The organism is Mycobacterium sp. JS623, assembly GCF_000328565.1.
GTDB lineage: Bacteria > Actinomycetota > Actinomycetes > Mycobacteriales > Mycobacteriaceae > Mycobacterium.
The window spans coordinates 3,758,496-3,779,025 of the sequence record NC_019966.1 but is presented as its reverse complement, the minus strand read 5'-3'; the positions used below and the strand labels follow the sequence as shown (position 1 = coordinate 3,779,025).

At 65.6% G+C, this 20,530-nt stretch carries 20 protein-coding genes; 14 read left to right on the top strand and 6 right to left on the bottom strand.

The window, feature by feature from the left end:
- Positions 1–22: 22 nt before the first annotated feature.
- The 9 genes from murC to MYCSM_RS18520 all read left to right on the top strand — a co-directional run bounded on the left by murC (position 23) and on the right by MYCSM_RS18520 (position 7,746).
- Positions 23–1,453 (top strand): UDP-N-acetylmuramate--L-alanine ligase, encoded by a 1,431-nt coding sequence (gene murC, locus MYCSM_RS18560; RefSeq protein WP_442928536.1) that lies wholly within the window; start codon positions 23–25, stop codon positions 1,451–1,453.
- A complete protein-coding gene (locus tag MYCSM_RS18555; RefSeq protein ID WP_015307699.1) occupies positions 1,450–2,370 on the top strand; it encodes a cell division protein FtsQ/DivIB in 921 nt (306 codons plus the stop codon). The genes murC and MYCSM_RS18555 overlap by 4 nt, the downstream gene beginning before the upstream one ends.
- Before the next feature lie 246 nt (positions 2,371–2,616).
- Positions 2,617–3,753 (top strand): cell division protein FtsZ, encoded by a 1,137-nt coding sequence (ftsZ, locus tag MYCSM_RS18550; protein ID WP_015307698.1) that lies wholly within the window; start codon positions 2,617–2,619, stop codon positions 3,751–3,753.
- A gap of 22 nt (positions 3,754–3,775) precedes the next feature.
- Positions 3,776–4,483 (top strand): peptidoglycan editing factor PgeF, encoded by a 708-nt coding sequence (pgeF, locus tag MYCSM_RS18545; protein ID WP_015307697.1) that lies wholly within the window; start codon positions 3,776–3,778, stop codon positions 4,481–4,483.
- A gap of 5 nt (positions 4,484–4,488) precedes the next feature.
- A complete protein-coding gene (locus MYCSM_RS18540; RefSeq protein ID WP_051073917.1) occupies positions 4,489–5,229 on the top strand; it encodes a YggS family pyridoxal phosphate-dependent enzyme in 741 nt (246 codons plus the stop codon).
- Positions 5,230–5,295: 66 nt separating this feature from the next.
- A complete protein-coding gene (locus tag MYCSM_RS18535; RefSeq protein WP_015307695.1) occupies positions 5,296–5,952 on the top strand; it encodes a cell division protein SepF in 657 nt (218 codons plus the stop codon).
- A 103-nt stretch (positions 5,953–6,055) separates the two neighbouring features.
- Positions 6,056–6,346, top strand: a complete 291-nt coding sequence (locus tag MYCSM_RS18530) for a YggT family protein (RefSeq protein WP_015307694.1) — start codon at positions 6,056–6,058, stop codon at positions 6,344–6,346.
- Between the two features lie 228 nt (positions 6,347–6,574).
- A complete protein-coding gene (gene wag31 / locus MYCSM_RS18525; RefSeq protein ID WP_015307692.1) occupies positions 6,575–7,393 on the top strand; it encodes a DivIVA-like cell division protein Wag31 in 819 nt (272 codons plus the stop codon).
- A 47-nt stretch (positions 7,394–7,440) separates the two neighbouring features.
- Positions 7,441–7,746, top strand: coding sequence for a hypothetical protein (locus tag MYCSM_RS18520; RefSeq protein ID WP_015307691.1), 306 nt, complete (start codon positions 7,441–7,443; stop codon positions 7,744–7,746).
- On the opposite strand, the gene MYCSM_RS18515 is transcribed toward MYCSM_RS18520, so the two are convergent.
- The gene (locus MYCSM_RS18515) at positions 7,743–8,420 is read right to left on the bottom strand and encodes a phosphoribosyltransferase (protein ID WP_015307690.1); all 678 of its coding nucleotides are present in this window, start codon (positions 8,418–8,420) and stop codon (positions 7,743–7,745) included. The genes MYCSM_RS18520 and MYCSM_RS18515 overlap by 4 nt on opposite strands.
- 44 nt (positions 8,421–8,464) lie before the next feature.
- Between MYCSM_RS18515 and MYCSM_RS18510 the strand changes: the two genes are divergently transcribed.
- Positions 8,465–9,805, top strand: a complete 1,341-nt coding sequence (locus tag MYCSM_RS18510) for a TIGR01777 family oxidoreductase (protein ID WP_015307689.1) — start codon at positions 8,465–8,467, stop codon at positions 9,803–9,805.
- On the opposite strand, the gene MYCSM_RS18505 is transcribed toward MYCSM_RS18510, so the two are convergent.
- Together MYCSM_RS18505 and MYCSM_RS18500 are read right to left on the bottom strand one after the other, a co-directional pair.
- Positions 9,784–10,509, bottom strand: coding sequence for a type 1 glutamine amidotransferase (locus MYCSM_RS18505; RefSeq protein ID WP_015307688.1), 726 nt, complete (start codon positions 10,507–10,509; stop codon positions 9,784–9,786). The two genes, MYCSM_RS18510 and MYCSM_RS18505, sit on opposite strands and share 22 nt — an antisense overlap.
- Before the next feature lie 9 nt (positions 10,510–10,518).
- Positions 10,519–11,751 (bottom strand): serine hydrolase domain-containing protein, encoded by a 1,233-nt coding sequence (locus MYCSM_RS18500; protein ID WP_015307687.1) that lies wholly within the window; start codon positions 11,749–11,751, stop codon positions 10,519–10,521.
- 57 nt (positions 11,752–11,808) lie between these two features.
- Here MYCSM_RS18500 and MYCSM_RS18495 point away from each other — a divergent pair, with 57 nt between their 5' ends.
- A complete protein-coding gene (locus MYCSM_RS18495; RefSeq protein WP_015307686.1) occupies positions 11,809–13,353 on the top strand; it encodes a phospholipase D family protein in 1,545 nt (514 codons plus the stop codon).
- Between the two features lie 43 nt (positions 13,354–13,396).
- Positions 13,397–14,929, top strand: a complete 1,533-nt coding sequence (locus tag MYCSM_RS18490; protein ID WP_041312378.1) for a phospholipase D family protein — start codon at positions 13,397–13,399, stop codon at positions 14,927–14,929.
- 642 nt (positions 14,930–15,571) lie between these two features.
- On the opposite strand, the gene MYCSM_RS18485 is transcribed toward MYCSM_RS18490, so the two are convergent.
- The 3 genes from MYCSM_RS18485 to MYCSM_RS18480 form a co-directional block, all read right to left on the bottom strand.
- Positions 15,572–15,829: a type ISP restriction/modification enzyme gene (locus tag MYCSM_RS18485; protein WP_041312377.1), complete on the bottom strand. Its 258-nt coding sequence runs from the start codon at positions 15,827–15,829 to the stop codon at positions 15,572–15,574.
- Positions 15,830–15,856: 27 nt separating this feature from the next.
- On the bottom strand, positions 15,857–16,297 hold the full coding sequence (locus tag MYCSM_RS39100; protein ID WP_198344955.1) for a type ISP restriction/modification enzyme: 441 nt from the start codon (positions 16,295–16,297) through the stop codon (positions 15,857–15,859).
- A 500-nt stretch (positions 16,298–16,797) separates the two neighbouring features.
- A complete protein-coding gene (locus MYCSM_RS18480; protein ID WP_015307684.1) occupies positions 16,798–19,560 on the bottom strand; it encodes a helix-turn-helix transcriptional regulator in 2,763 nt (920 codons plus the stop codon).
- Between the two features lie 205 nt (positions 19,561–19,765).
- Here MYCSM_RS18480 and MYCSM_RS18475 point away from each other — a divergent pair, with 205 nt between their 5' ends.
- Together MYCSM_RS18475 and MYCSM_RS18470 are read left to right on the top strand one after the other, a co-directional pair.
- Complete coding sequence (locus MYCSM_RS18475) at positions 19,766–20,068, top strand: tautomerase family protein (RefSeq protein ID WP_015307683.1); 303 nt, start codon at positions 19,766–19,768, stop codon at positions 20,066–20,068.
- Positions 20,069–20,120: 52 nt separating this feature from the next.
- Positions 20,121–20,453, top strand: coding sequence for a hypothetical protein (locus MYCSM_RS18470; protein WP_015307682.1), 333 nt, complete (start codon positions 20,121–20,123; stop codon positions 20,451–20,453).
- Positions 20,454–20,530: the final 77 nt, after the last annotated feature.

The following is a 20,530-nucleotide window of genomic DNA, read 5'->3' as shown; positions in this document are numbered from 1 at the left end:
CGACGAACTGCAGCGGGTGCACATGGTCGGAATCGGGGGAGCGGGCATGTCGGGCGTCGCCCGAATCCTGCTGGACCGCGGCGGCCAGGTGTCGGGTTCTGACGCCAAGGAGTCGCGCGGCGTCGTGGCATTGCGGGCGCGTGGTGCAGCCATCCGCATCGGGCACGACGAGTCCTCACTGGATCTCTTGCCGGGCGGGCCGACCGCGGTGGTGACCACGCACGCCGCGATTCCCAAGACCAACCCCGAACTCGTCGAGGCCCGTCGCCGCGGCATCCCGGTGATCCTGCGGCCTGTCGTACTGGCCAAGTTGATGGCCGGGCACAAGACGCTGATGGTCACCGGCACCCACGGCAAGACCACGACGACGTCGATGCTCATTGTGGCGTTGCAGCACAGCGGTTTTGATCCGTCATTCGCGGTGGGCGGCGATCTCGGCGAGGCCGGCACCAACGCACACCACGGCAGCGGGGACTGTTTCGTGGCCGAGGCCGACGAGAGTGACGGGTCGCTGCTGGAGTACACCCCCGATGTCGCGGTGGTCACCAACATCGAGGCCGACCATCTCGACTTCTTCGGCAGTGCCGAGGCCTATTGCGCGGTGTTCGACGGATTCGTCGAGCGGTTGAAACCCGGTGGCGCGCTGGTGGTTTGCACCGATGACCGCGGCGCGGCAGGTCTTGCCGAGCGCACTGCAGCGCTCGGAATCCGGGTGCTGCGTTACGGCAGCGACGCCTCTCAGCCGCTGGCTGGCACCCTTCTGGAGTGGGAACAGCAGGGCACCGGAGCGGTCGCGCACATTCAGCTGCACGGCGAACCGCACCCGCGGGTGATGCGACTGGCGGTGCCGGGCAGACATATGGCGCTCAATGCGCTGGGCGCGCTGCTGGCGGCCATCGACATCGGCGCACCGACCGACGCCGTCCTCGACGGTCTCGCCGGTTTCGAGGGGGTGCGGCGGCGCTTCGAGCTCGTCGGTACCACCAACGGTGTGCGGGTCTTCGACGACTACGCCCACCACCCGACCGAGGTGCATGCCACGCTGACGGCCGTGCGTGCGGTGGCCCAGCAGGGCGACCCCGGGTTTTCCGGCCGATCCATCGTGGTGTTCCAACCGCACTTGTATTCGCGGACAGCGACTTTCGCACGTGAATTCGGCCAAGCTCTGAGCGAAGCCGACGAGGTTTTCGTGCTCGACGTCTACGCGGCACGCGAGCAGCCGATGGCGGGCGTGAGCGGGGCGATGATCGCCGACCACGTCACGGTGCCGGTCACCTATGTGCCCAACTTCTCGGCGGTGGCCGAACGGGTGGCTGAGGCCGCCGACCCCGGCGACGTCGTGGTGACCATGGGAGCGGGCGACGTCACGATGCTCGGCAAGGAAATCCTTGCCGCACTTCGGGTTAAGGCCAATCGCAGCGCGCCGGGCGGGTCGGGGAAGGCGTTCCGATGACCGGGCCGACCGAACCGACGGAACAGGCTGACGGCGAAGACGCGGCGGAAGTTCCGCAAGAGGCCCCGCAAGAGACTGTGGCGCCCGCGGCCGCCGCCGATTACGAGGGCCCGCGGCGGCGTGCGCGCCGCGAACGCGAAGAGCGCCGCGCCGCCCAGGCCAGGGCCACCGCGATCGAGAACGCCCGCCGCGAGGCCAAGCGGAAAACCATGGGCGGACCGCCGGAAGAGGCGAAAAGGCTTGGCCGCCGGACGGTTCGGGGCCTGAAGGTGCTGATGTGGTCCGCGCTGGTCAGTGTCGTGCTGGTCGGCCTTGGTCTGCTGCTGTACTTCACGCCGATCATGGCCGCGCGCAACATCGTCGTGGTCGGGCTCGGAGCGGTGACGCAGGAGGAGGTCACGGCGGCGGCCGCCGTTGCGCCGGGTACGCCGCTGCTGCAGGTCGACACCGACGCCGTCGCCGAACGCGTCGCAGCGATCAGGCGCGTGGCAAGCGCACGGGTGCAACGCCAGTACCCGTCGACGCTGCGCGTCACGGTCATCGAACGGCTACCGGTGGTGGTGAAGGACTATCCGGACGGCCCGCACCTGTTCGACAAGGACGGCGTCGATTTCGCGACTGCACCGCCCCCTGCAGGCGTGCCCTATCTCGACGCCGACAACCCCGGGCCCAGCGACGCGCCGACCAAGGCTGCGCTGCAGGTGATGACGGCGCTGCGACCCGAGGTCGCGGGACAGGTTGGCCGCATTGCGGCGCCGTCCGTCGCCGCCATCACGCTGACGCTGACCGATGGCCGCACTGTGGTGTGGGGGACCACTGACCGCACGGAAGAAAAGGCGCTCAAGCTGGCCGCGCTGCTCACCCAGCCGGGTCAGACCTATGACGTCTCGAGCCCGGACCTGCCGACGGTCAAATAGCTACTGCTTGGCGGGCGGTGGGAGCCTGGGCTCAGTGTCGGGGAGTCGGTGCGTGCGCGAATGCGGTGGAAGGTTGCGCGGAATTTCTCAACACGCCGTTCGGCGCGCCTGCGCCGATACCCCGCGACCTCGCCCTACCGTTCTGGTTGCACGAAACAACTTGACATAACTATAACCCTCTGGTTGAGGTTGAGAGTTTGCCAAAGGGTTTCGCGCACAGAATGGCAACCAGGGAGGAACACGATCATGACCCCCCCGCACAACTACCTAGCCGTGATCAAGGTGGTCGGCATCGGCGGTGGCGGCGTCAACGCCGTCAACCGGATGATCGAGCAGGGCCTCAAGGGCGTCGAGTTCATCGCGATCAACACCGACGCTCAGGCGCTGTTGATGAGCGACGCCGACGTCAAGCTCGACGTCGGTCGCGACTCCACTCGTGGTCTGGGCGCGGGCGCCGACCCCGAGGTCGGACGCAAGGCGGCAGAGGACGCCAAGGACGACATCGAGGAGCTGTTGCGCGGTGCGGACATGGTGTTCGTCACCGCGGGCGAGGGCGGCGGCACCGGCACCGGCGGCGCGCCGGTGGTCGCGACCATCGCGCGCAAGCTCGGTGCGCTGACGGTCGGCGTGGTGACTCGGCCGTTCTCGTTCGAGGGCAAGCGCAGAAGCAATCAAGCCGAGGCGGGCATCACCGCGCTGCGCGAAAGCTGCGACACCCTGATCGTCATTCCCAACGACCGGCTGCTGCAGATGGGCGACGCTGCCGTGTCATTGATGGACGCATTCCGCAGTGCAGACGAGGTGCTGCTCAACGGCGTGCAGGGCATCACGGACCTGATCACCACGCCAGGCCTGATCAACGTCGACTTCGCCGATGTCAAGGGCATCATGAGCGGCGCCGGCACGGCGTTGATGGGCATCGGTTCGGCGCGAGGGGATGGCCGCGCGCTCAAGGCGGCCGAGATCGCAATCAACTCGCCGCTGCTGGAGGCGTCCATGGAGGGCGCCCAGGGCGTGCTGATGTCGATCGCCGGCGGCAGCGACCTTGGCCTGTTCGAGATCAACGAGGCCGCCTCGTTGGTGCAGGAGGCCGCGCACGCCGAGGCCAACATCATCTTCGGCACGGTCATCGATGACTCGTTGGGCGATGAAGTCCGGGTGACAGTGATAGCCGCCGGCTTCGAGGCCAGCAGCGCTGGCCGCAGACCCGTGGTGGGTGTCGACGCCGCCGCGGTCGCGCCCGCCAAGGCCGGAAAAGTGCGCACGCCGCTGTTCGAACCTGCCGACGCGGCCAGCGTGCCGGTGCACACCAACGGCTCGACGGTCAGCATCGGTGGCGACGACGACGACGATGTCGACGTGCCGCCTTTCATGCGTCACTGACGCGCGTACGGATACTGGGCCAGTGAGCGTTCGTATCCGTCGCGTGACCACCACCCGCGCCGGTGGCGTCTCGGCGCCGCCGTTCGACACCTTCAACCTCGGCGACCATGTTGGCGACGATCCGGCGGCGGTGGCCGCCAACCGCAAGCGACTCGCGGCTGCGCTCAAGTTGGACGACGACCGCGTGGTCTGGATGAACCAAGTGCACGGCGATCACGTGGTAGTGGTGGACGGCCCAGTGGAGGCGGCCGTCGACAATACCGATGCATTGGTCACTACCACGCCACGATTGGCTTTGGCGGTGGTTACCGCAGATTGTGTTCCAGTTTTAATGGGCGACGCGCGTGCTGGGGTGGTGGCGGCCGTTCACGCGGGCCGCGTCGGCGCACAAAACGGCGTCGTCGCCAGGACGGTTGAGGCCATGCTGGAAGCTGGAGCACGGGCCGGCGACATCTCGGCGCTGTTGGGTCCGGCGGTCAGCGGAGCCAACTACGAAGTGCCGGAGGAAATGGCCGCCGAGGTCGAGGCCGCGCTGCCCGGCAGCCGCACGACGACCTCGCGGGGCACGCCGGGACTCGATCTGCGAGCCGGAATCGCCAGGCAACTAACGACTTTGGGCATCACGGCCATCGACGTCGACCCCCGCTGCACCGTCGCGGACCGCAACCTGTTCAGTCATCGCCGCGATGCTCCGACCGGACGGCTGGCCTCATTGGTGTGGATGCAATGACCGCGATGGCTAGTGGGCGTGAAATCGAACTGGCTGATGCGCTTGCCGCGTTGCGCGCCCGCCTCGCGCGCGCTGCGAAGGCTGCCGATCGCAATGCAAATGAAATTGAAATGCTGCCTATTACGAAATTCTTTCCGGCTAGCGATGTTCTTATATTGCACAAGTTAGGGTGCCTCGAATTTGGTGAATCGCGCGAACAGGAAGCGTCGAATAAAAGCGCGGAAGTCGGTGCCGTGTTGGGCGCGCAGCCCATTCGCTGGCACATGGTCGGACGGATTCAGCGCAACAAAGCGCGCTCGATCGCGGGCTGGGCCTATGCGGCGCACTCGGTCGACAGCGCCAAGCTGATCGCCGCTCTGGATCGCGCCGCCGTCGAGGCGCTGGAACACGGCAGTCGGCCCGAGCCGCTACGCGTTTACCTCCAGCTGAGTCTCGACGGCGACGAGTCGAGGGGCGGCGTCGACATCGGTCGGCCCGATTCCGTGGATGAACTCTGCGCGGCCATCGCGGCCGCGGACGGGTTGGAGTTCGTCGGGCTGATGGCGATCCCGCCCTTGGACGCCGATCCCGACGACGCGTTCGCGCGCCTGCACGAAGAAAAGGAACGGGTGCAAAAGTCCTATGACCAGCGGCTCGGACTGTCGGCGGGCATGTCCAGCGACCTCGAGAGCGCGGTCAAACACGGTTCCACGTGTGTGCGTGTCGGTACCGCGCTAATGGGGCAACGACCGCTAACGTCACCCTGAGTAGTCACTCTAGTCACATCATCATCACAGACACCACACGTTTCGCGAAGCAGAAGGGTCCCACCGATGAGCACACTGCACAAGGTCAAGGCCTACTTCGGTATGGCGCCGATGGATGACTACGACGACGAGTACTACGAAGACGACGACCGCGGTGCCGCGCGTGGCTACGCCCGCCGTGGCCGCGAGGACCGGTTCGACGACGAGGGCTACCTGGATCGGGCTGGCCGCGGCTACGACGACCGGCTGGCCGCACGTGACTACGACGAGCCCACGGGCTACCGCGGCGGGTACCGCGACGAGGACCGGTTCGAGGCACGGCTGCGCGGCCCGCGGGACTTCGACCGGCCGACGCCCAGGTTCAGTGCCCTGCGCGGCTCGACCCGCGGCGCGCTCGCGATGGACCCGCGGCGGATGGCTGAGCTCTTCGAAGCGGGCAGCCCGCTGTCGAAGATCACCACGCTGCGCCCGAAGGACTACAGCGAGGCCCGCACGATCGGCGAACGCTTCCGCGACGGCACCCCGGTGATCATGGACCTGGTGTCCATGGACAACGCGGACGCCAAGCGGCTGGTGGACTTCGCGGCAGGCCTGGCATTCGCGCTGCGGGGTTCATTCGACAAGGTGGCGACGAAGGTCTTCCTGCTCTCCCCGGCCGATATCGACGTCAGCGCCGAGGAGCGCAGGCGCATCGCGGAGGCCGGCTTCTACGCATATCAGTAGGGGTCACGAACGACAGGTAGGCTGGCGTCGCGCTTCGCAATGTGACCAGCTGCGAGCGCTGTATCGAATGTCACACATCTGCCCGTAGTGAGGTCGGCTTCAGTTGGCGCTCTTCTTCGAGATCCTTGGTTTCGCGCTGTTCGTGTTCTGGCTGCTGCTCATCGCGCGGGTCGTCGTCGAGTTCATTCGGTCGTTCTCCCGCGATTGGCAACCCAAGGGCCTGACCGTGGTCGTCCTCGAGGTGATCATGACGCTCACCGATCCGCCTGTGAAACTGCTTCGACGGCTCATCCCGCAGCTCACGATAGGCGCCGTCCGGTTCGATCTGTCGATCATGGTGCTACTGCTGGTGGCGTTCATCGGCATGCAGTTGGCGTTCGGCGCCGCGGCCTGAGAACCGGCCTGCCGTCGCATCTTTGGTGATCGCGGCGGTAGCCACCGCACGTTTGCCGAGGCTCATTTTCGTCGGCGCAAGTCTGTCGAATGATTGAAATTCGTTCTTAAAATTCATCCTCTCCTGCAACCGCCGGGTCTGGTGTGACAGGATGGACGCCAGTTACGTTCCAGTAAGGCTCTACACTTTGAGATCGGTTGACGGTCCAGAACTCCAAGGGGGCAGACAATGCCGCTCACACCAGCCGACGTCCACAACGTCGCGTTCAGCAAGCCACCGATCGGCAAGCGCGGCTATAACGAGGACGAGGTCGACGCCTTTCTCGATCTGGTAGAGAACGAGCTGACTCGGCTCATCGAAGAGAACGCCGATCTTCGTCAGCGCGTCGCAGAACTGGATCAGGAGCTGGGCACCGCCCGGTCCGGTGGCGGCGGACAGCCGACCACGGCCATCCCGCTGTATGAGCCCGAGCCGGAGCCGGCACCCACGCCCGCGCCGCAGCCGGTCTACGACGCACCGCCGCCGCAGCCCGCGGCCCCGGTCAGCGAGGACAGCCACATCAAGGCCGCCAAGGTGCTGAGCCTGGCCCAGGACACCGCGGACCGGCTGACTGGCACCGCGAAGGCCGAGTCGGACAAGATGCTCGCCGACGCCCGCGCCCAGGCCGATGCGATGGTCAGCGAGGCCAGGCAGACCGCCGAGACCACGGTGGCCGAGGCCCGTCAGCGCGCCGACGCCATGCTGGCCGACGCCCAGACCCGCTCGGAGGCGCAGCTGCGCCAGGCGCAGGAGAAGGCCGACGCCCTGCAGGCCGACGCCGAGCGGAAGCATTCCGAGATCATGGGCACCATCAACCAGCAGCGCACGGTGCTGGAAGGCCGGCTGGAGCAGCTGCGCACCTTCGAGCGCGAATACCGCACTCGACTCAAGACCTATCTGGAATCGCAGCTCGAAGAGCTGGGCCAGCGCGGTTCGGCCGCACCGGTCGATTCCAGCGCCAATAACGACGGCGGCGGCTTCAATCAATTCAACCGGGGCAACAACTAGCCCTCCGGTTCCTCGAAAACGTCGCGACTACCACCTAGGGTTGGTCAATGCTGATCGTTGCGCTTGTGCTCGCCGTCATCGGCCTCGCGGCCTTGGTCACCGCCGTGGTCACCAGCAATGAGCTGATCGCCTGGGTCTGCATCGCGGCCAGCGTGGTCGGCGTGGTGTTGCTGATCATCGACGCGCTGCGGGAACGGTCCAAAGGCGACGTGCCCGAGTCAGCTGCCGAAGAACCGGACGCCGAAGAACCCGCCGAGGACTACCCCGAAGAGGCGCCCGTCGCGGAGGACGACGAGACCGAGGCACAGACCACCGCCGTCGAGCAACGCGATGAGGACAGCAACAGCCGTTAAACCGTTGGCGCAGCGAGCAATTCGCGCACTTCGTCGTCGGTGACCTGATGGAAGTCTTCAAAAACCTGGCCGACGGCTTCAAATCCCGGTGGCATCGTCGCGCACACCACGTCATCGGCCTCCTCAGCCAGCTGCTGGCACGCTGACGCCGGGCCCACCGGCACCGCGACCACGACTTGGGCCGGGTCAGCGGCGCGCACGGCGCGCACGGCGGCGAGCATGCTGGCACCGGTGGCGATGCCGTCGTCGACGAGGATCACGGTGTTGCCGGCGATGTCGACCGGTCCACGGTCGCCGCGGTAAACACTCTCACGGCGATGAAGTTCCTCGGTCTCCCGGTCGATCGCGGCCTGGAGTTGCTCAGTGCTGATGCCGAGATTGCGCACCAGGTTGTCATTCACCACCACGCCGCCACCTGTCGCGATGGCGCCCATCGCGAGTTCCTCCCATTGCGGCACACCGAGCTTGCGCACCAGGAAAACGTCCAGCGGCGCGTGCAGGAACGACGCGACCTCCCAGCCGACGGGCACGCCGCCACGCGCTAGGCCCAGCACTACGAGGTTGTCCCTGCCGCGATAGGACGCCAACTCCTCAGCCAGGACATGGCCGGCATCTCGGCGGTCCCGGAAGGTGCGGTTTGCATGTCGGCGGGCGAGCCCGCTCCATCCGCTCATCGCGATCTTTCGACATCGGGGACAATTTCAGGGTACTCAGATATATGGGCATCGAATACGAAAGCGTCGTTGAGGATCCGATCGCAGACGTCTTCGCGTGGCACAGCCGCCCCGGTGCGATGCCTCGGTTGGTGCCGCCCTGGCAGCCGATGAGGGTGGTGGCGGAGACGACGTCGCTGGCCGACGGGCGCGCGGTGCTCGGCCTGCCGGGCGGACTTCGGTGGGTAGCGCAGCATGATCCGTCGGCCTTCGATCCGCCGCACCGGTTCGTCGACGAATTGTCTTCGCAGGGCCCGTCATCGTGGCCCGCGCGGGTCATCGGGTGGTGGCGGCATACGCACGAGTTCAGCGAGGCGACCGGTGGCACACGGGTCTACGACCACGTCGACACCTCGGTGCCCGCTGCGGCACTGCGTTCGACGTTTGTCTATCGGCACCGGCAGCTGGCGCAGGATTTGGCCGCGCATCGCGCTGCCGGATTGGGCCCAACAGTCGTTGCGATCACAGGCGCGTCCGGTCTTGTCGGCTCCGCATTGTCGGCATTTCTGAGCACCGGTGGGCATCGCGTCATCCGGCTCGTGCGTCGTCCCGCACGCAATGAGCTTGAGCGACAATGGAACCCGGATAGTCCCGCACCGGATCTCTTATCAGGTGTCGATGCGGTCCTACACCTGGCGGGCGCGTCGATCGCCGGGCGGTTCACCGATCGTCACATGGCCGCGATTCGTGACAGTCGCATCGAGCCGACGCGTAGGCTCGCCGACGCCGCGGGTTTGACCGGCGACGGCCCGGCCACGTTCATCAGCGCATCGGCGATCGGCTACTACGGGTTCGACCGCGGGGATGCGCTGCTGAGTGAGGAAAGCGTGCGCGGCGACGGTTTTCTGGCCGACGTGGTAGCCGACTGGGAGGCGGCGACGACGCCCGCCGCGGAGTCAGGACTGCGCGTGGTCAACGTGCGCACGGGGATCGTACAGTCGGCGCGCGGTGGCACATTGAAGCTGATGCGCCCGCTGTTCGCGGCGGGGTTGGGCGGTCGGCTTGGCAGCGGGGAGCAGTGGTTGTCGTGGATCGGGCTCGACGACCTGCTCGACGTCTACCACCGGGCGCTGTACGACGCTCGGTTGAGCGGGCCCGTCAACGCCGTCGCACCCGAACCCGTGCGCAACGCCGACTACACCAGGGCGCTCGCAGGGGTGCTGCACCGCCCGGCGAGACTGCCGGTGCCGTCGCTGGGTCCACGACTGTTGTTGGGGGAGCAGGGCGCCCGCGAGTTGGCCGCGGCTAATCAGCGGGTGGTGCCGACCAAACTGACTACGCTGGGCCACCGGTTTCGGCGATCAAAGCTCACCCACGCGCTGGCTCACGAACTCGGACAGGGCTGACGCGCCACGTGCGTGAGGAATCCGCGCACCAAGCCGCGAATTCTGTTGCCTGCGTCACCGGCGAGTTCGGTTGTGCGCTCACGTAATTCGTCGTGACTGAGGCCGGCCCCGACAACGTCGCCATCGCGGTCGTCGGCCAGCCACACGTCCAGCAGCTCGGCGTCGATCTCAGGGTGAAACTGCAGCGCGAGTGCACGACCGAGCACGAACGCCTGCGACGAGTTCGCCGTCCTCGCGATCTCGGTGGCACCCGGCGGCAGTGTCCATCGGTCGAAATGCCATTGAAACCACGGCCCGCCGGGCACCAGTTCGGGGTTGTCGGTTTCGACGTTATACCAGCCGATCTCCGGAACGGCCGACCGCGCGACCGATCCGCCGAACGCCTGGGCGAGCAGCTGGCCGCCGAAGCACACGCCAAGCAGTGCCACGCCGGCGTCGGCGGCGTCGCGCACAAGTTGTGTCTCGGCGCCCACCCAGGTGCGTTGCAGCGCCTCGTCGTAGACGGGCCAGCGCGCGCCGAGCGGAACGATCACGTCATAGCCGGTCGGGTCGGGGAAGGTCACGTCGGCCGCGGGGCTGTCGATGCGTTCGGCGGGCACGACTTCGAAGGTCTCGACGTCGAAGCCGGATTCGGTGAACGCGTCGCCCAGCAGGGCTTCGGTTGCGAGGTGTTCGTTTACGAGGAATAGGACTTTGGGCGCCACGGGAAGACATTATTTCTTCGGTGGCAGGGGTGGCGCATCGTCAGGGGCGAGTTCGGCGGCGATCTTGCGGAACAGCGGATCGGCGGCGTTGTCGTAGTCGCCCTGGTCGTCGAAAGCTTCAGGGGCAAAGGTGACTGCGGCGGCGATTGCGATCTTCTGTGAAGGTAAATAGGCCTCGATGGCGCCGTAGCCACCGAACATCGGGTTCTGCACCAGCCAGTTGCCGGTGATGACAATGCCGAGACCGTAGGTGTAGGCGTCGGTCATCTCGTCACAGGTGGTGCAGCCCGGCTGTTTATGGGTCTTGCCGCGAAGGCCGGTGGACACCATCTTCTGGTAGGAATCGGGGGTGAGCAGTCGGCCGGACCCGATGCCTACCGCGGTTGCCTCCATGTCATAGATGTTGGTGGTTTGGATCGCGCCGTGGGTGATCGTCCAGGACGGGTCCCAGAACGTCGACTCCTCGTAGAACGGTGTGCCGGTGGGGATCTTGAGGAAGGCCCGGCGTTCGGAGCTGAATGCGTGAAGGACGGGCGACGGAATCTCTGGGGTCAGGCTGTTGGTCGTGTTTGTCAGGCCGAGTGGACGAAGAACCTTGTCCGACAACAGCTTCGACATCTCCTGGCCGGTGGCTTTCTCCAGCGCCAGTCCGAGCAGCACATAGTTGGTGTGGGCGTAGTTCCAATTGGTACCGGGCGCATAGAGCAGCGGCTGGTCGATGGCATACCCGAGAATGTCGTGGACGGTCCAGCGCCGGAACGGGTTTGCGTAAAGGGCGTCGTTCATTGCGGTGTTGCCAATGACGTAGTCGACGTAACCCGACGTCATCTGGGCCAGCTGGCCGAGCGTGACTTTGTCGGCATGGGGTATCTCGGGAAGCCACTTCGACAGCTTGTCGTCGAGGCTGACCTTCTTCTCGTCGACGAGTTTGAGCAATAGCGTGGAGACATACGAGATCGCGACGGCGCCGTTGCGGAAGTGCATGGCGGTGCTCGCGGGCACTCCTGTCATGGATTCGCCGACAGCATGGGTGACGATTTCCTTGCCGTCGATGGTCACACGCACGATGACGGCCTTGAGGTGCCTTTCTTCCATGGTGTCGCGGACGATCCGCATCACGGCGTCGGCCTTGGCGGTGTCGGTGGTCGAGGTCGGCGTCGCGGTTGGCAGTGCGCCGGGCGCGCAGCCGGTCAGCATGGCGAAGGCGCATGCGATCGCGAGGAGACGCCTTACGGCGGGCATGTCCGGAGTTTTGCAGAGCCGTCGCGCGGGATTGCGACTTTCTGGGTATCCAACAGCGTGTCCAAGCTGACCAACTGGCTTCTGACGGAGTCGCAGCGGGGTAATCCCGATTCGGACCTGCCTGCATGGTCCGAGGGCAGTCGGGCAGCGGCGCTGATCGATGGGGCGGCTTACTTCGACCGTCTTGTCACCGAAGTCGAGGCGCTTGGCCCTGGCGATCATCTGTTTTTCGCCGACTGGCGTGGCGACGCCGACCAGAAGCTGCGCGAGCGCGGACCGACTGTCGGAGAACTGTTCCGTGCGGCGGCGGAGCGGGGAGTGATCGTCAAGGGACTCATGTGGCGCTCGCACCCCAACAAGTTCCAGTTCAACGAGGAGCAGAATCGGCACCTAGGTGAGGCTATCGAGCGGGCCGGCGGCGAGGTGCTGCTGGATCAACGGGTCCGCATCGGCGGGTCGCATCATCAGCGACTGGTCGTCATCAGACACCTTGGCGAACCGGCGCTCGATGTGGCGTTCACCGGTGGCATCGACCTTTGCCACTCCCGGCGCGACGATCCGTCGCACCTCGGCGATCCGCAGGCGGTGCGGATGTCGAGTCGCTACGGGGACACTCCGCCGTGGCATGACGTGCAACTCGAGCTCCGCGGCCCGGTGGTCGGCGCGCTAGACACCTCTTTCCGCGAACGATGGACCGCGAAGGCTCCGTTGAATCTGCTCGATCCGATCGGGTGGATACGGGACAAGGCGCAGGGTGCGGACGTGACACCGGGCGCGTTGCCGGAGAAGCCACCGGATCCGCCGCCGTGCGGACCCCACACAGTGCAAGTGTTGCGGACATACGGCGACGCGTTGTTCCACTACGAGTTCGCAACGAGCGGCGAGCGCAGCATCGCGCGGGGATACACGAAGGCGGTTCAGCGCGCGAAGCGGCTGATTTACCTGGAGGATCAATATCTTTGGTCCGAAGAGGTCGCGCAGCTCTTCGTCGACGCGCTGACCGCCAATCCGCAGCTGCATTTGGTTGCGGTCGTGCCGCGGTACTTCGACTTGGAGGGCGGACTGGGCGGGCCGCCGACTCTGGTGGGCCGGCATCTCGCGATCGATGAATGCCGACGTGCCGGGCCGGGGCGTGTGCACATATTCGATGTCGAAAACCATTGTGGCACACCGGTATACGTGCATTCCAAGGTGTGTGTTCTTGACGACGAGTGGGCCTGCATCGGCAGTGACAACTTCAACAGACGGTCGTGGACGCACGATAGCGAGTTGTCGTGTGCGGTGGTGGATGACACCGGTGAGTTCGCGCGTGACCTCCGATTGCGGCTGATGCGAGAACATTTGGATCGCGCCGCCGATGGCAGCGAGGACGGTGGTTTGGTCGATCCGGCGAGCGCGGTCGACGAGATCGTCGCGTCCGCGCAGGAGTTGGACAGGTGGCACGAGTCGGGAGGCTTGGGACCTCGTCCGCCGGGCCGGTTGCGGGTGCACAAGGCCGAACGGCTCCATCCGATCAATCGCATGTGGGCCGAGCCTGTGTACCGGTTGCTCTATGACCCCGACGGCCGGTCGTATCTCGACCGGGTCCGGCGGCGGTTGTGAATGCGGCCGGTTAACATCCACGTCAATTGGGCAATCCTTCGAGGTGTCGGATCGGAACGATTGGTTTCTCACGGATGCCGAACGCGGCAATCCAGCGTCGAAGCTGCCGGCGTGGTGCGAGGGCAACCGGGTTGAGCCGCTGATTCACGGCGCGACGTACTTCGATCGGCTGGCAGCCGAAGTAGAGGTGTTGCGCGCCGGCGACCACCTGTTCTTCACCGACTGGCGCGGCGACCCGGATGAGAAGATGCGCGACGACGGGCCGACCATCCGTGAGTTGTTCAGCGCGGCGGCCAAACGAGGAGTCGTGGTGAAGGGCCTGGTTTGGCGCTCACACCTGGATAAGTTCGCCTACAGCGAGGAGGAGAACCAGCACCTCGGCGAGGCGATCGAAGAGGCCGGGGGCGAGGTGCTGCTCGATCAGCGGGTCCGGTTCGGGGGCTCGCATCATCAGAAGCTGGTGCTGCTGCGGCATCCAGGGGAGCCGTCGCGGGATGTAGCGTTCGCGGGCGGGATCGACCTGTGCCACTCGCGCCGGGATGACGCGGCGCATCGGGGTGACCGGCAGGCGGTGCAGATGTCGCCACGTTATGGCGAGCATCCGCCGTGGCACGACGTGCAACTGCAGCTGCGAGGGCCGGTGGTCGGCGCTCTGGACCTGACCTTTCGGGAGCGGTGGAATGATCCCGCCCCGCTGGACATGTTGTCGCCGATCGCATGGATCGAGGACAAGCTGCGTGGCGCAGACCTGAAGCCGGGCAGGCTGCCGGAGCAGCCACCGGATCCGCCGGAGTGTGGCCCGCACGCCGTGCAGGTGTTGCGCACTTATCCCGATGCGCATTTCGAATACGACTTTGCACCGCGTGGAGAGCGCAGCGTTGCGCGGGGCTACAGCAAGGCGATGCGGCGGGCTCGGCGGTTGATCTATCTGGAGGATCAGTATCTGTGGTCGAAGCGGGTGGCGCAGTTGTTTGCCCGCGCGCTGAGGGATAACCCCGAGTTGCATCTTGTCGCGGTGGTGCCGCGGTTCCCGGATGTCGACGGGCGACTGTCATTGCCGCCCAACATGATTGGCCGGCGACAGGCGATCGAGGCGTGTAAGGAAGCCAGTCCGGAGCGCGTGCATGTGTTCGATGTGGAGAATCACGAGGGCACGCCGGTGTACGTGCACGCAAAGGTCTGCGTGGTCGATGACGTGTGGGCGTGCGTCGGAAGTGACAACTTCAACCGGCGATCGTGGACGCATGACAGCGAATTGTCTTGTGCGGTACTGGATGACACCGGCGAGTTCGCACGCGACCTTCGGGTGCGGCTGATGCGTGAGCATTTGGATCTTGATGACGCCGACCGGCTGGATGATCCGGGCGCGGCGGTGGAGGCGATGGCGGCTGCCGCCGAAGCGCTGGATAGGTGGTACGCGTCCGGGTGCAGTGGACAGCGGCCGCCGGGTCGGTTGCGAACGCACCATCCCGAACGCCTCGGCATGCTCACGCGGCTGTGGGCCGGGCCTGCGTATCGGATGATCTACGACCCGGACGGTCGGTCGTATCGCGATCGACTCACGGGCAGGCTGTAAGGCAGTTCGCGCGGCTGATGACGATGTCGGCGAGGCGCCGGCTTGCAGTCGGGCACCCATTTCCGCACTGGATGCGAAGTGATGATCCAGGGTCGAACCAATTTCGCGCTGGCCCAGACGTTCTCGGGCCGTGATATCCGTGCACGTAAGCAGAATTGGGACGACCTTGGGGTTGTCTCCCATCGTGGTAGTCAGTTGTTCAATCGCATCAGGCAGCACGCTGACGGTGTTGGTATAGATCAAGCGGCAGTAGCCCAGTGCTCGATAGTTCTCCCACATCGCCGCAAGATTGCGTTCGGCGAGATTGTGCTCCCATGGTGGGGGATATGCCATGTCAGACGAATGCTCGATCGGTGAATGCACGCTTGTTCACCCGCGCAGAGAGCGCTCAAAACCACTGCCAGATAGGGAACCTCGGGCTGTCCTTGCGAGTCATCTTCGGCTGGCTCGACGCCCATACTGGCACTACGGGATGAACGCTGGACGATCGGCGGTCGACTGGCGTAACCACCACCGTATCTAACTAATACTGCAGCAAAATCCCACCGGCCGACACGGAGGCCAGCTACTACACTCAACACCCGAGACCAGCCGCCGGCTGAGTTTCTCACACCACGAAGTCTCCGGACTCGCCGGGGCGGCTCACGGAAACTCCTTGACCGACTGGAGATTCGAGACACGGCTTGGGTTGTCCTTGGGGTAGGCAACTTTTCCGAAAGGCCGATCCTTGTCGTCTGCGAACGCACGTCCGAACGTCTGGGTCCATATGACTTTCTTTCCGAGCTTGACCGACTCTGCCCAGAGCGTGGCGTCTTTCGTTAGAGGAATGCGGATACCTGGCGTCTCCAATTCGACTTCGAACAACCGCGTGTATCCGGGATGAGCGGTGACGGCTGCCATAGGCGAGCACGTCTTCGGCGGATGGCTTCACGTTCGACGCCTCAAGGGCTGCTGCGAGTCCGGGGTTGATGTTCGGACTACCGTCCGGGTGAAGGAACGGGCACGTTCCGCCTCCGCGGTTGTTGAAGTGATGGAAGTTAGGTATCCACGCGCGAAACAGGAGTCCGGGATCAAGCGCGGATCAGCGATAAGGAGTTGGCGATCAAATGCTCGGAAACCCACGGTGACAATGGGTTCCACGGGCGTGTCAGAGAGGCTGGCCATTGTCGGGAGCCGCGAGCCGTGATCGTGTCCAGGGAGATTCTTGAACTGTTGATTGATCGCGCCGGTGCTGTCCTTCATGACTGCACGTCGCTCCTCCAGACCGGGCGCGCTCAATAGCTGTGTCCACCGCCGCTTGAGCGTCGATTCCGATGGTGAGTAGACCCACGTCCGAGTCGGAAAAACTTCGGGCGAGAACCATGGCATCATTTGATCCGTCGTCCGTCATTCATCCCACGCCGTTTCAGCTGCGGCAGTGAACGGTGCCGTCCACGCCGTCCTGACTGGACGCCACACCTCGGAGTCAAGTCGAGGCGCTTGCAAGGCAGAGAACTTGTCGGCTCGCCGGCCGTGCAGGGATACGTGGTGGAGATTCGCGGGAGTCTCTGATGATGTGCTAGGACCCCGGACGAAGATGCCTATCGCGAGTGGTTGGCGGACGCCAGGCAAGATCCGAGTTGGGATGTCGGGAGTCTGTCCTTCCGGCGACAGGTCGATTATCCAACCGTCACTGGCTTTCTCACGCATGTACCGGCGCATGCCTGTGAAGGCCGGCCGCCTAGTGAAGGACGTGAAGAGAGGTCTGCCGGCGGGCGTGACCTTCGGCGGAAATAAGTGAGGCCCGAACTAGCAGCCGTCCACATGCCTCCGGTTGCCGAATCGCGCTCCGAGGTCATCTACGCCAGACGAACTTCCCTGAGCGGGCATCACTGCGGGGTTATTAGGTGGTGCCGTTTGGTTTTCGGACGGGGGACAAGGCTGTCTTTAACGTGTTCGGCGGTCAGCTCGTGGCGGGAGGCGATACCGAGCTTGCTGAAGATCTTTCCGAAGTGGTACTCGACGGTGCGCGCACTGATGAACAGCTGGCCGGCGATTTCAGTGTTGGATCGGCCCTCGTATGCGAGGCGGGCGATCTGGCGTTCCTGAGCTGTGAGTTGTGGGGTGCTTTGGCCCGTGCGCTTCTGGATCCGTTCGCCGGTAGCGAGGAGCTCTCGGTCGGCGCGGGCTGCGAATGCTTCGGCGCCCATCGACTTGAACATGTTTTCCGCCATGCGTAGGGAAGTGCGGGCATCGACCCGTCTGCGCTGCCGACGCAGCCATTCGCCGTAGATGAGGTGGGCGCGTGCATGGTGGACGACCATCCTGCTCTTGCCGAGCAACTCGATGGCGGCGACGTAGTGTCGCTCGGCGCCGGGCCCTTCGGTGATCAGCGCTTGCGAGCGTGCCCGGATGCCGCGCGCCCAGGCCGAGGTGCTGAGCATGGTTCGCTCGTCCAGCTGCGCAAACGCTGTTCGGGCGGCATCGGAATCTCCGCTGCGAACTGCGGCTTCAATGAGTTCGGGCAGAACCCAGGACCCGTATCCAAGGACGTCGCGGGCTGCCGCCTGTCGGGCGGCGTTCAGCGCTTCGGCGTACCGGCCCAGGCCGTTGTGCAGCACCGCATCGGCGAACTCACGGTTGACGCTGAGCGTGTCCTGCGAATCGCTGTCTGGATCGTGCGATACGGGCACTTGCGGAGCGTGGCCGCGCCAGGCCGCCAGCAGGACGGAGAAGTCCTCCACCGGGGCATTCCCGGTGATCGCCGCAATGGTGTCTGCCTCTTCGATGACCGCTTGAGCGTCGTCGAACTCGCCGGCGAACATGTGATGGCCGGCGAGGTAGTTCAGGGCCAGCGGTAGCACGCGAAGCGAGCCCGCATCGCGGGAAATCCGCACCTGCCGGCGAGCGAGTGATCGACATGATTCGTCGTCCCACAGCCCCATGGCGGTGTTACATGCCAGCCACAGCCACTGGGTGTCGTCCTCGGAGATGTCCTGGGACAGAAAGGCATCGAGGGCACGTTCGAGCACTGGCACCGACGCGGCGTACCCGTGGACGGTCTGGATTGCCAAGCCGTCAAGCAGCAGATCGACCGCACGCGGGGGTTGGGGGGCGTGCGCGGCCCCTAACGCAGCGGCGGCAGCGGCAGCGAGCAGACCTTTACCGCTCCCGTCGTGGATTCGCATCGCCGCCCACAGGGCTTCGAGGTATGTCTCGCGAGCGAGGGCGCTGTCGAGCGGCTCAAGCTTCTTCGCGGCAGCCAAGAGGTCCGAGACGGAGTGGTCAGCTCGCAGTCGACTGAAGGTGATTCGCGCACCAAGCCGTTCGAGTAGAGCCCGTTGAAGCGCGGACAATGGAGCGGACGCGGCGTTGGCCAGTAACGCCATCGCCTTCTCGGGTGCGCCGGCGTCAAACTTGAGCTGCGCGGCCGACAGCGCCCGCGATCCCCGGGTGACGGGATCAGGCGTGAGCATCGATGCGCTTTCAAGAAACGCCGCGGCCGCCGCCAGGCCACCGCGGGCCTTTGCCCGCGCCGCGGATTGTTCGAGTTCTGCGGCGATGTCCTCGTCGGGCCCGCTGGCCGATTGGGCGCGATGCCACGCGCGGCGATCAGGGTCTTGCGCAGCATCGGTCGCGCCGGCCAGGGCGCGGTGAACGTTCTGGCGATCAGCAACCGGTGCTGTCCGGTAGATCGCGGAGCGGACCAGCGGATGCCGGAAGGCGACACGAGCGCCGATCGACACCAGCCCCTCCCGTTCGGCTGGGGCGGCAGCGTCGAAACCGATGCCCAGATCACTGGCCGCCCGCCACAGCAGCGCGGGATCGCCGTGCGGGTCGGCGGCAGCCACCAACAGCAGCATCCGCGTCGGTGCCGGCAGAGTCGCGATGCGGCGGCGGAAGCTGGCCTCGACCCGATCCCGCACCGGCACGCCCTGAGGTAAACCGAAGCCGCCGGCCAGCCCCTCTGCCGACCAGTCGTGTGGCAACTCCAGCAGGGCGAGCGGGTTGCCCGCAGATTCGGCGACGATGCGCTCGCTCACCTGCCCGTCGAGCTTGCCCGGAATTGCCGACATCAGCAGTGTGCGAGCGTCCACATCAGCCAGCCCGGTCAGGTTCACTTCCGGCAGCCCGGCGAAGGGATCGGTCTCGTCCCCGTCGCGGATCCCGACGAGGAATGCGACCGACTCGCCGTAAAGACGGCGGGCCACGAATGCCAGCGTTTGGGCCGAAGCCTGGTCGAGCCACTGCGCGTCATCAATCAGGCAGAGAAGCGGCTGGCTCTCGGCCTGATCGGACAGCAGACTCAACACGGCAAGGCTGACCAGGAATCGGTCCGGCGGTGGTCCGGCGCGCAGACCGAAGGCGATGCGCAGCGCGGCCGCCTGTGGCTCTGGAAGGCGGTCGAGGTGATCGAGCATCGGTCTGCACAGTTGATGGACCGCGGCGTAGGGCAGTTCCATTTCCGACTCGACCCCGTCGGCGCGGGCCACGTGAAAGTCCGGGCCTGTTTCGGCGGCGTACTGCATGAGGGCTGATTTACCGATCCCGGGTTCACCGCGCAGCACCATCACCCGGCTGCGGCCAGACCGGGCCTCGGCGATCAGGGCGTCGATCAGCCGGCACTGCTCGTTACGGCCGCGCAGCATCATGGCAGGCCTCCTTCTAAGCCCTCAGCCGCCCATTGTCCGCGCCTACGGTCCGCCACGCGTCGGCACGGATGAACGAGCGCATCTCCACTGGGCACTTACTGGGGTCACACCGATGCGACCAGGCCCCGTCTTGCCGGACGCTGCTCGCAGAGGCATCGGCCTCACCACCGCGTCACACCGCTGACTAGTTCCGGAGGAGCAGCACATGCCGTTCGTCAACGTCAAACTCGTTGAAGGCGTCTTTACCGAAAAGCAGAAGCACGACATGGCCGCGAGACTCACCGACGTCATGGTCGAGTTCGAAGGATCTGAGGCATTCCGCGAGGTCGTCTGGGTCCTGATCGAGGAGCTGCACCCCGACGGCTGGCACATCGGCGGCGAGCCCTTCTTCGGCCCCGCCACGCTGATGAGTGTGCTGGGACGTTCCAAAGCCGCCTACGACGCTATCGACGGCACCCCGACCACCCATGACGAATTCGTCGCCGAGTCACCGGTCATCCCCCGCTAGCCCCGCCCTCTCAACAGCCACCCGAATCGCGGCGAACTCAAGGGAAACACCCATGTCCTACATCTGTCTCAAGGGAAACACCACCGACACCGTCGAGGGCGGCGACCATCTGCTGCTGTTCGGACTGTTCACCAAGCTCAGCAAGGCCGCAAGGGTTCATCCGCCGCCGGGCGGAGCGGCCGTGACGACGTCGGTAGGTATGAGCGCGCGACAGGTGGCCAGCATGCGAGACGCTGAGAACCTGGCCAGCGCCTGGAATGCGGCCCTGCACGTCGCGGTGGACGGCCGCCCGTACCTCGAGCTCGAGACAGCCCAGGGCCCGGAGCGCGTCGACCTGGTACTCGCGGCTAGGTTCGGCCACCCGCGCGGCCCTGAGACGTCCTGAGAGCTGCCCACCGCTGGTGTCCGCCCACCACACCTTCGGCACCCACTCCCGCTTCTCCCAACGAGCCCGACCACCCA

Coding starts and splice junctions, on each gene's coding strand:
- MYCSM_RS18520 (WP_015307691.1), top strand. CDS start 7,441: ATGCTGATCGTTGCGCTTGTGCTCGCCGTCATCGGCCTCGCGGCCTTG.
- MYCSM_RS18485 (WP_041312377.1), bottom strand. CDS start 15,829: ATGGCAGCCGTCACCGCTCATCCCGGATACACGCGGTTGTTCGAAGTC.
- MYCSM_RS18510 (WP_015307689.1), top strand. CDS start 8,465: ATGGGCATCGAATACGAAAGCGTCGTTGAGGATCCGATCGCAGACGTC.
- murC (WP_442928536.1), top strand. CDS start 23: ATGGTCGGAATCGGGGGAGCGGGCATGTCGGGCGTCGCCCGAATCCTG.
- wag31 (WP_015307692.1), top strand. CDS start 6,575: ATGCCGCTCACACCAGCCGACGTCCACAACGTCGCGTTCAGCAAGCCA.
- MYCSM_RS18515 (WP_015307690.1), bottom strand. CDS start 8,420: ATGAGCGGATGGAGCGGGCTCGCCCGCCGACATGCAAACCGCACCTTC.
- MYCSM_RS18555 (WP_015307699.1), top strand. CDS start 1,450: ATGACCGGGCCGACCGAACCGACGGAACAGGCTGACGGCGAAGACGCG.
- MYCSM_RS18480 (WP_015307684.1), bottom strand. CDS start 19,560: ATGATGCTGCGCGGCCGTAACGAGCAGTGCCGGCTGATCGACGCCCTG.
- MYCSM_RS18470 (WP_015307682.1), top strand. CDS start 20,121: ATGTCCTACATCTGTCTCAAGGGAAACACCACCGACACCGTCGAGGGC.
- ftsZ (WP_015307698.1), top strand. CDS start 2,617: ATGACCCCCCCGCACAACTACCTAGCCGTGATCAAGGTGGTCGGCATC.
- MYCSM_RS18475 (WP_015307683.1), top strand. CDS start 19,766: ATGCCGTTCGTCAACGTCAAACTCGTTGAAGGCGTCTTTACCGAAAAG.
- MYCSM_RS18540 (WP_051073917.1), top strand. CDS start 4,489: ATGGCTAGTGGGCGTGAAATCGAACTGGCTGATGCGCTTGCCGCGTTG.
- MYCSM_RS39100 (WP_198344955.1), bottom strand. CDS start 16,297: ATGCCATGGTTCTCGCCCGAAGTTTTTCCGACTCGGACGTGGGTCTAC.
- MYCSM_RS18500 (WP_015307687.1), bottom strand. CDS start 11,751: ATGCCCGCCGTAAGGCGTCTCCTCGCGATCGCATGCGCCTTCGCCATG.
- MYCSM_RS18535 (WP_015307695.1), top strand. CDS start 5,296: ATGAGCACACTGCACAAGGTCAAGGCCTACTTCGGTATGGCGCCGATG.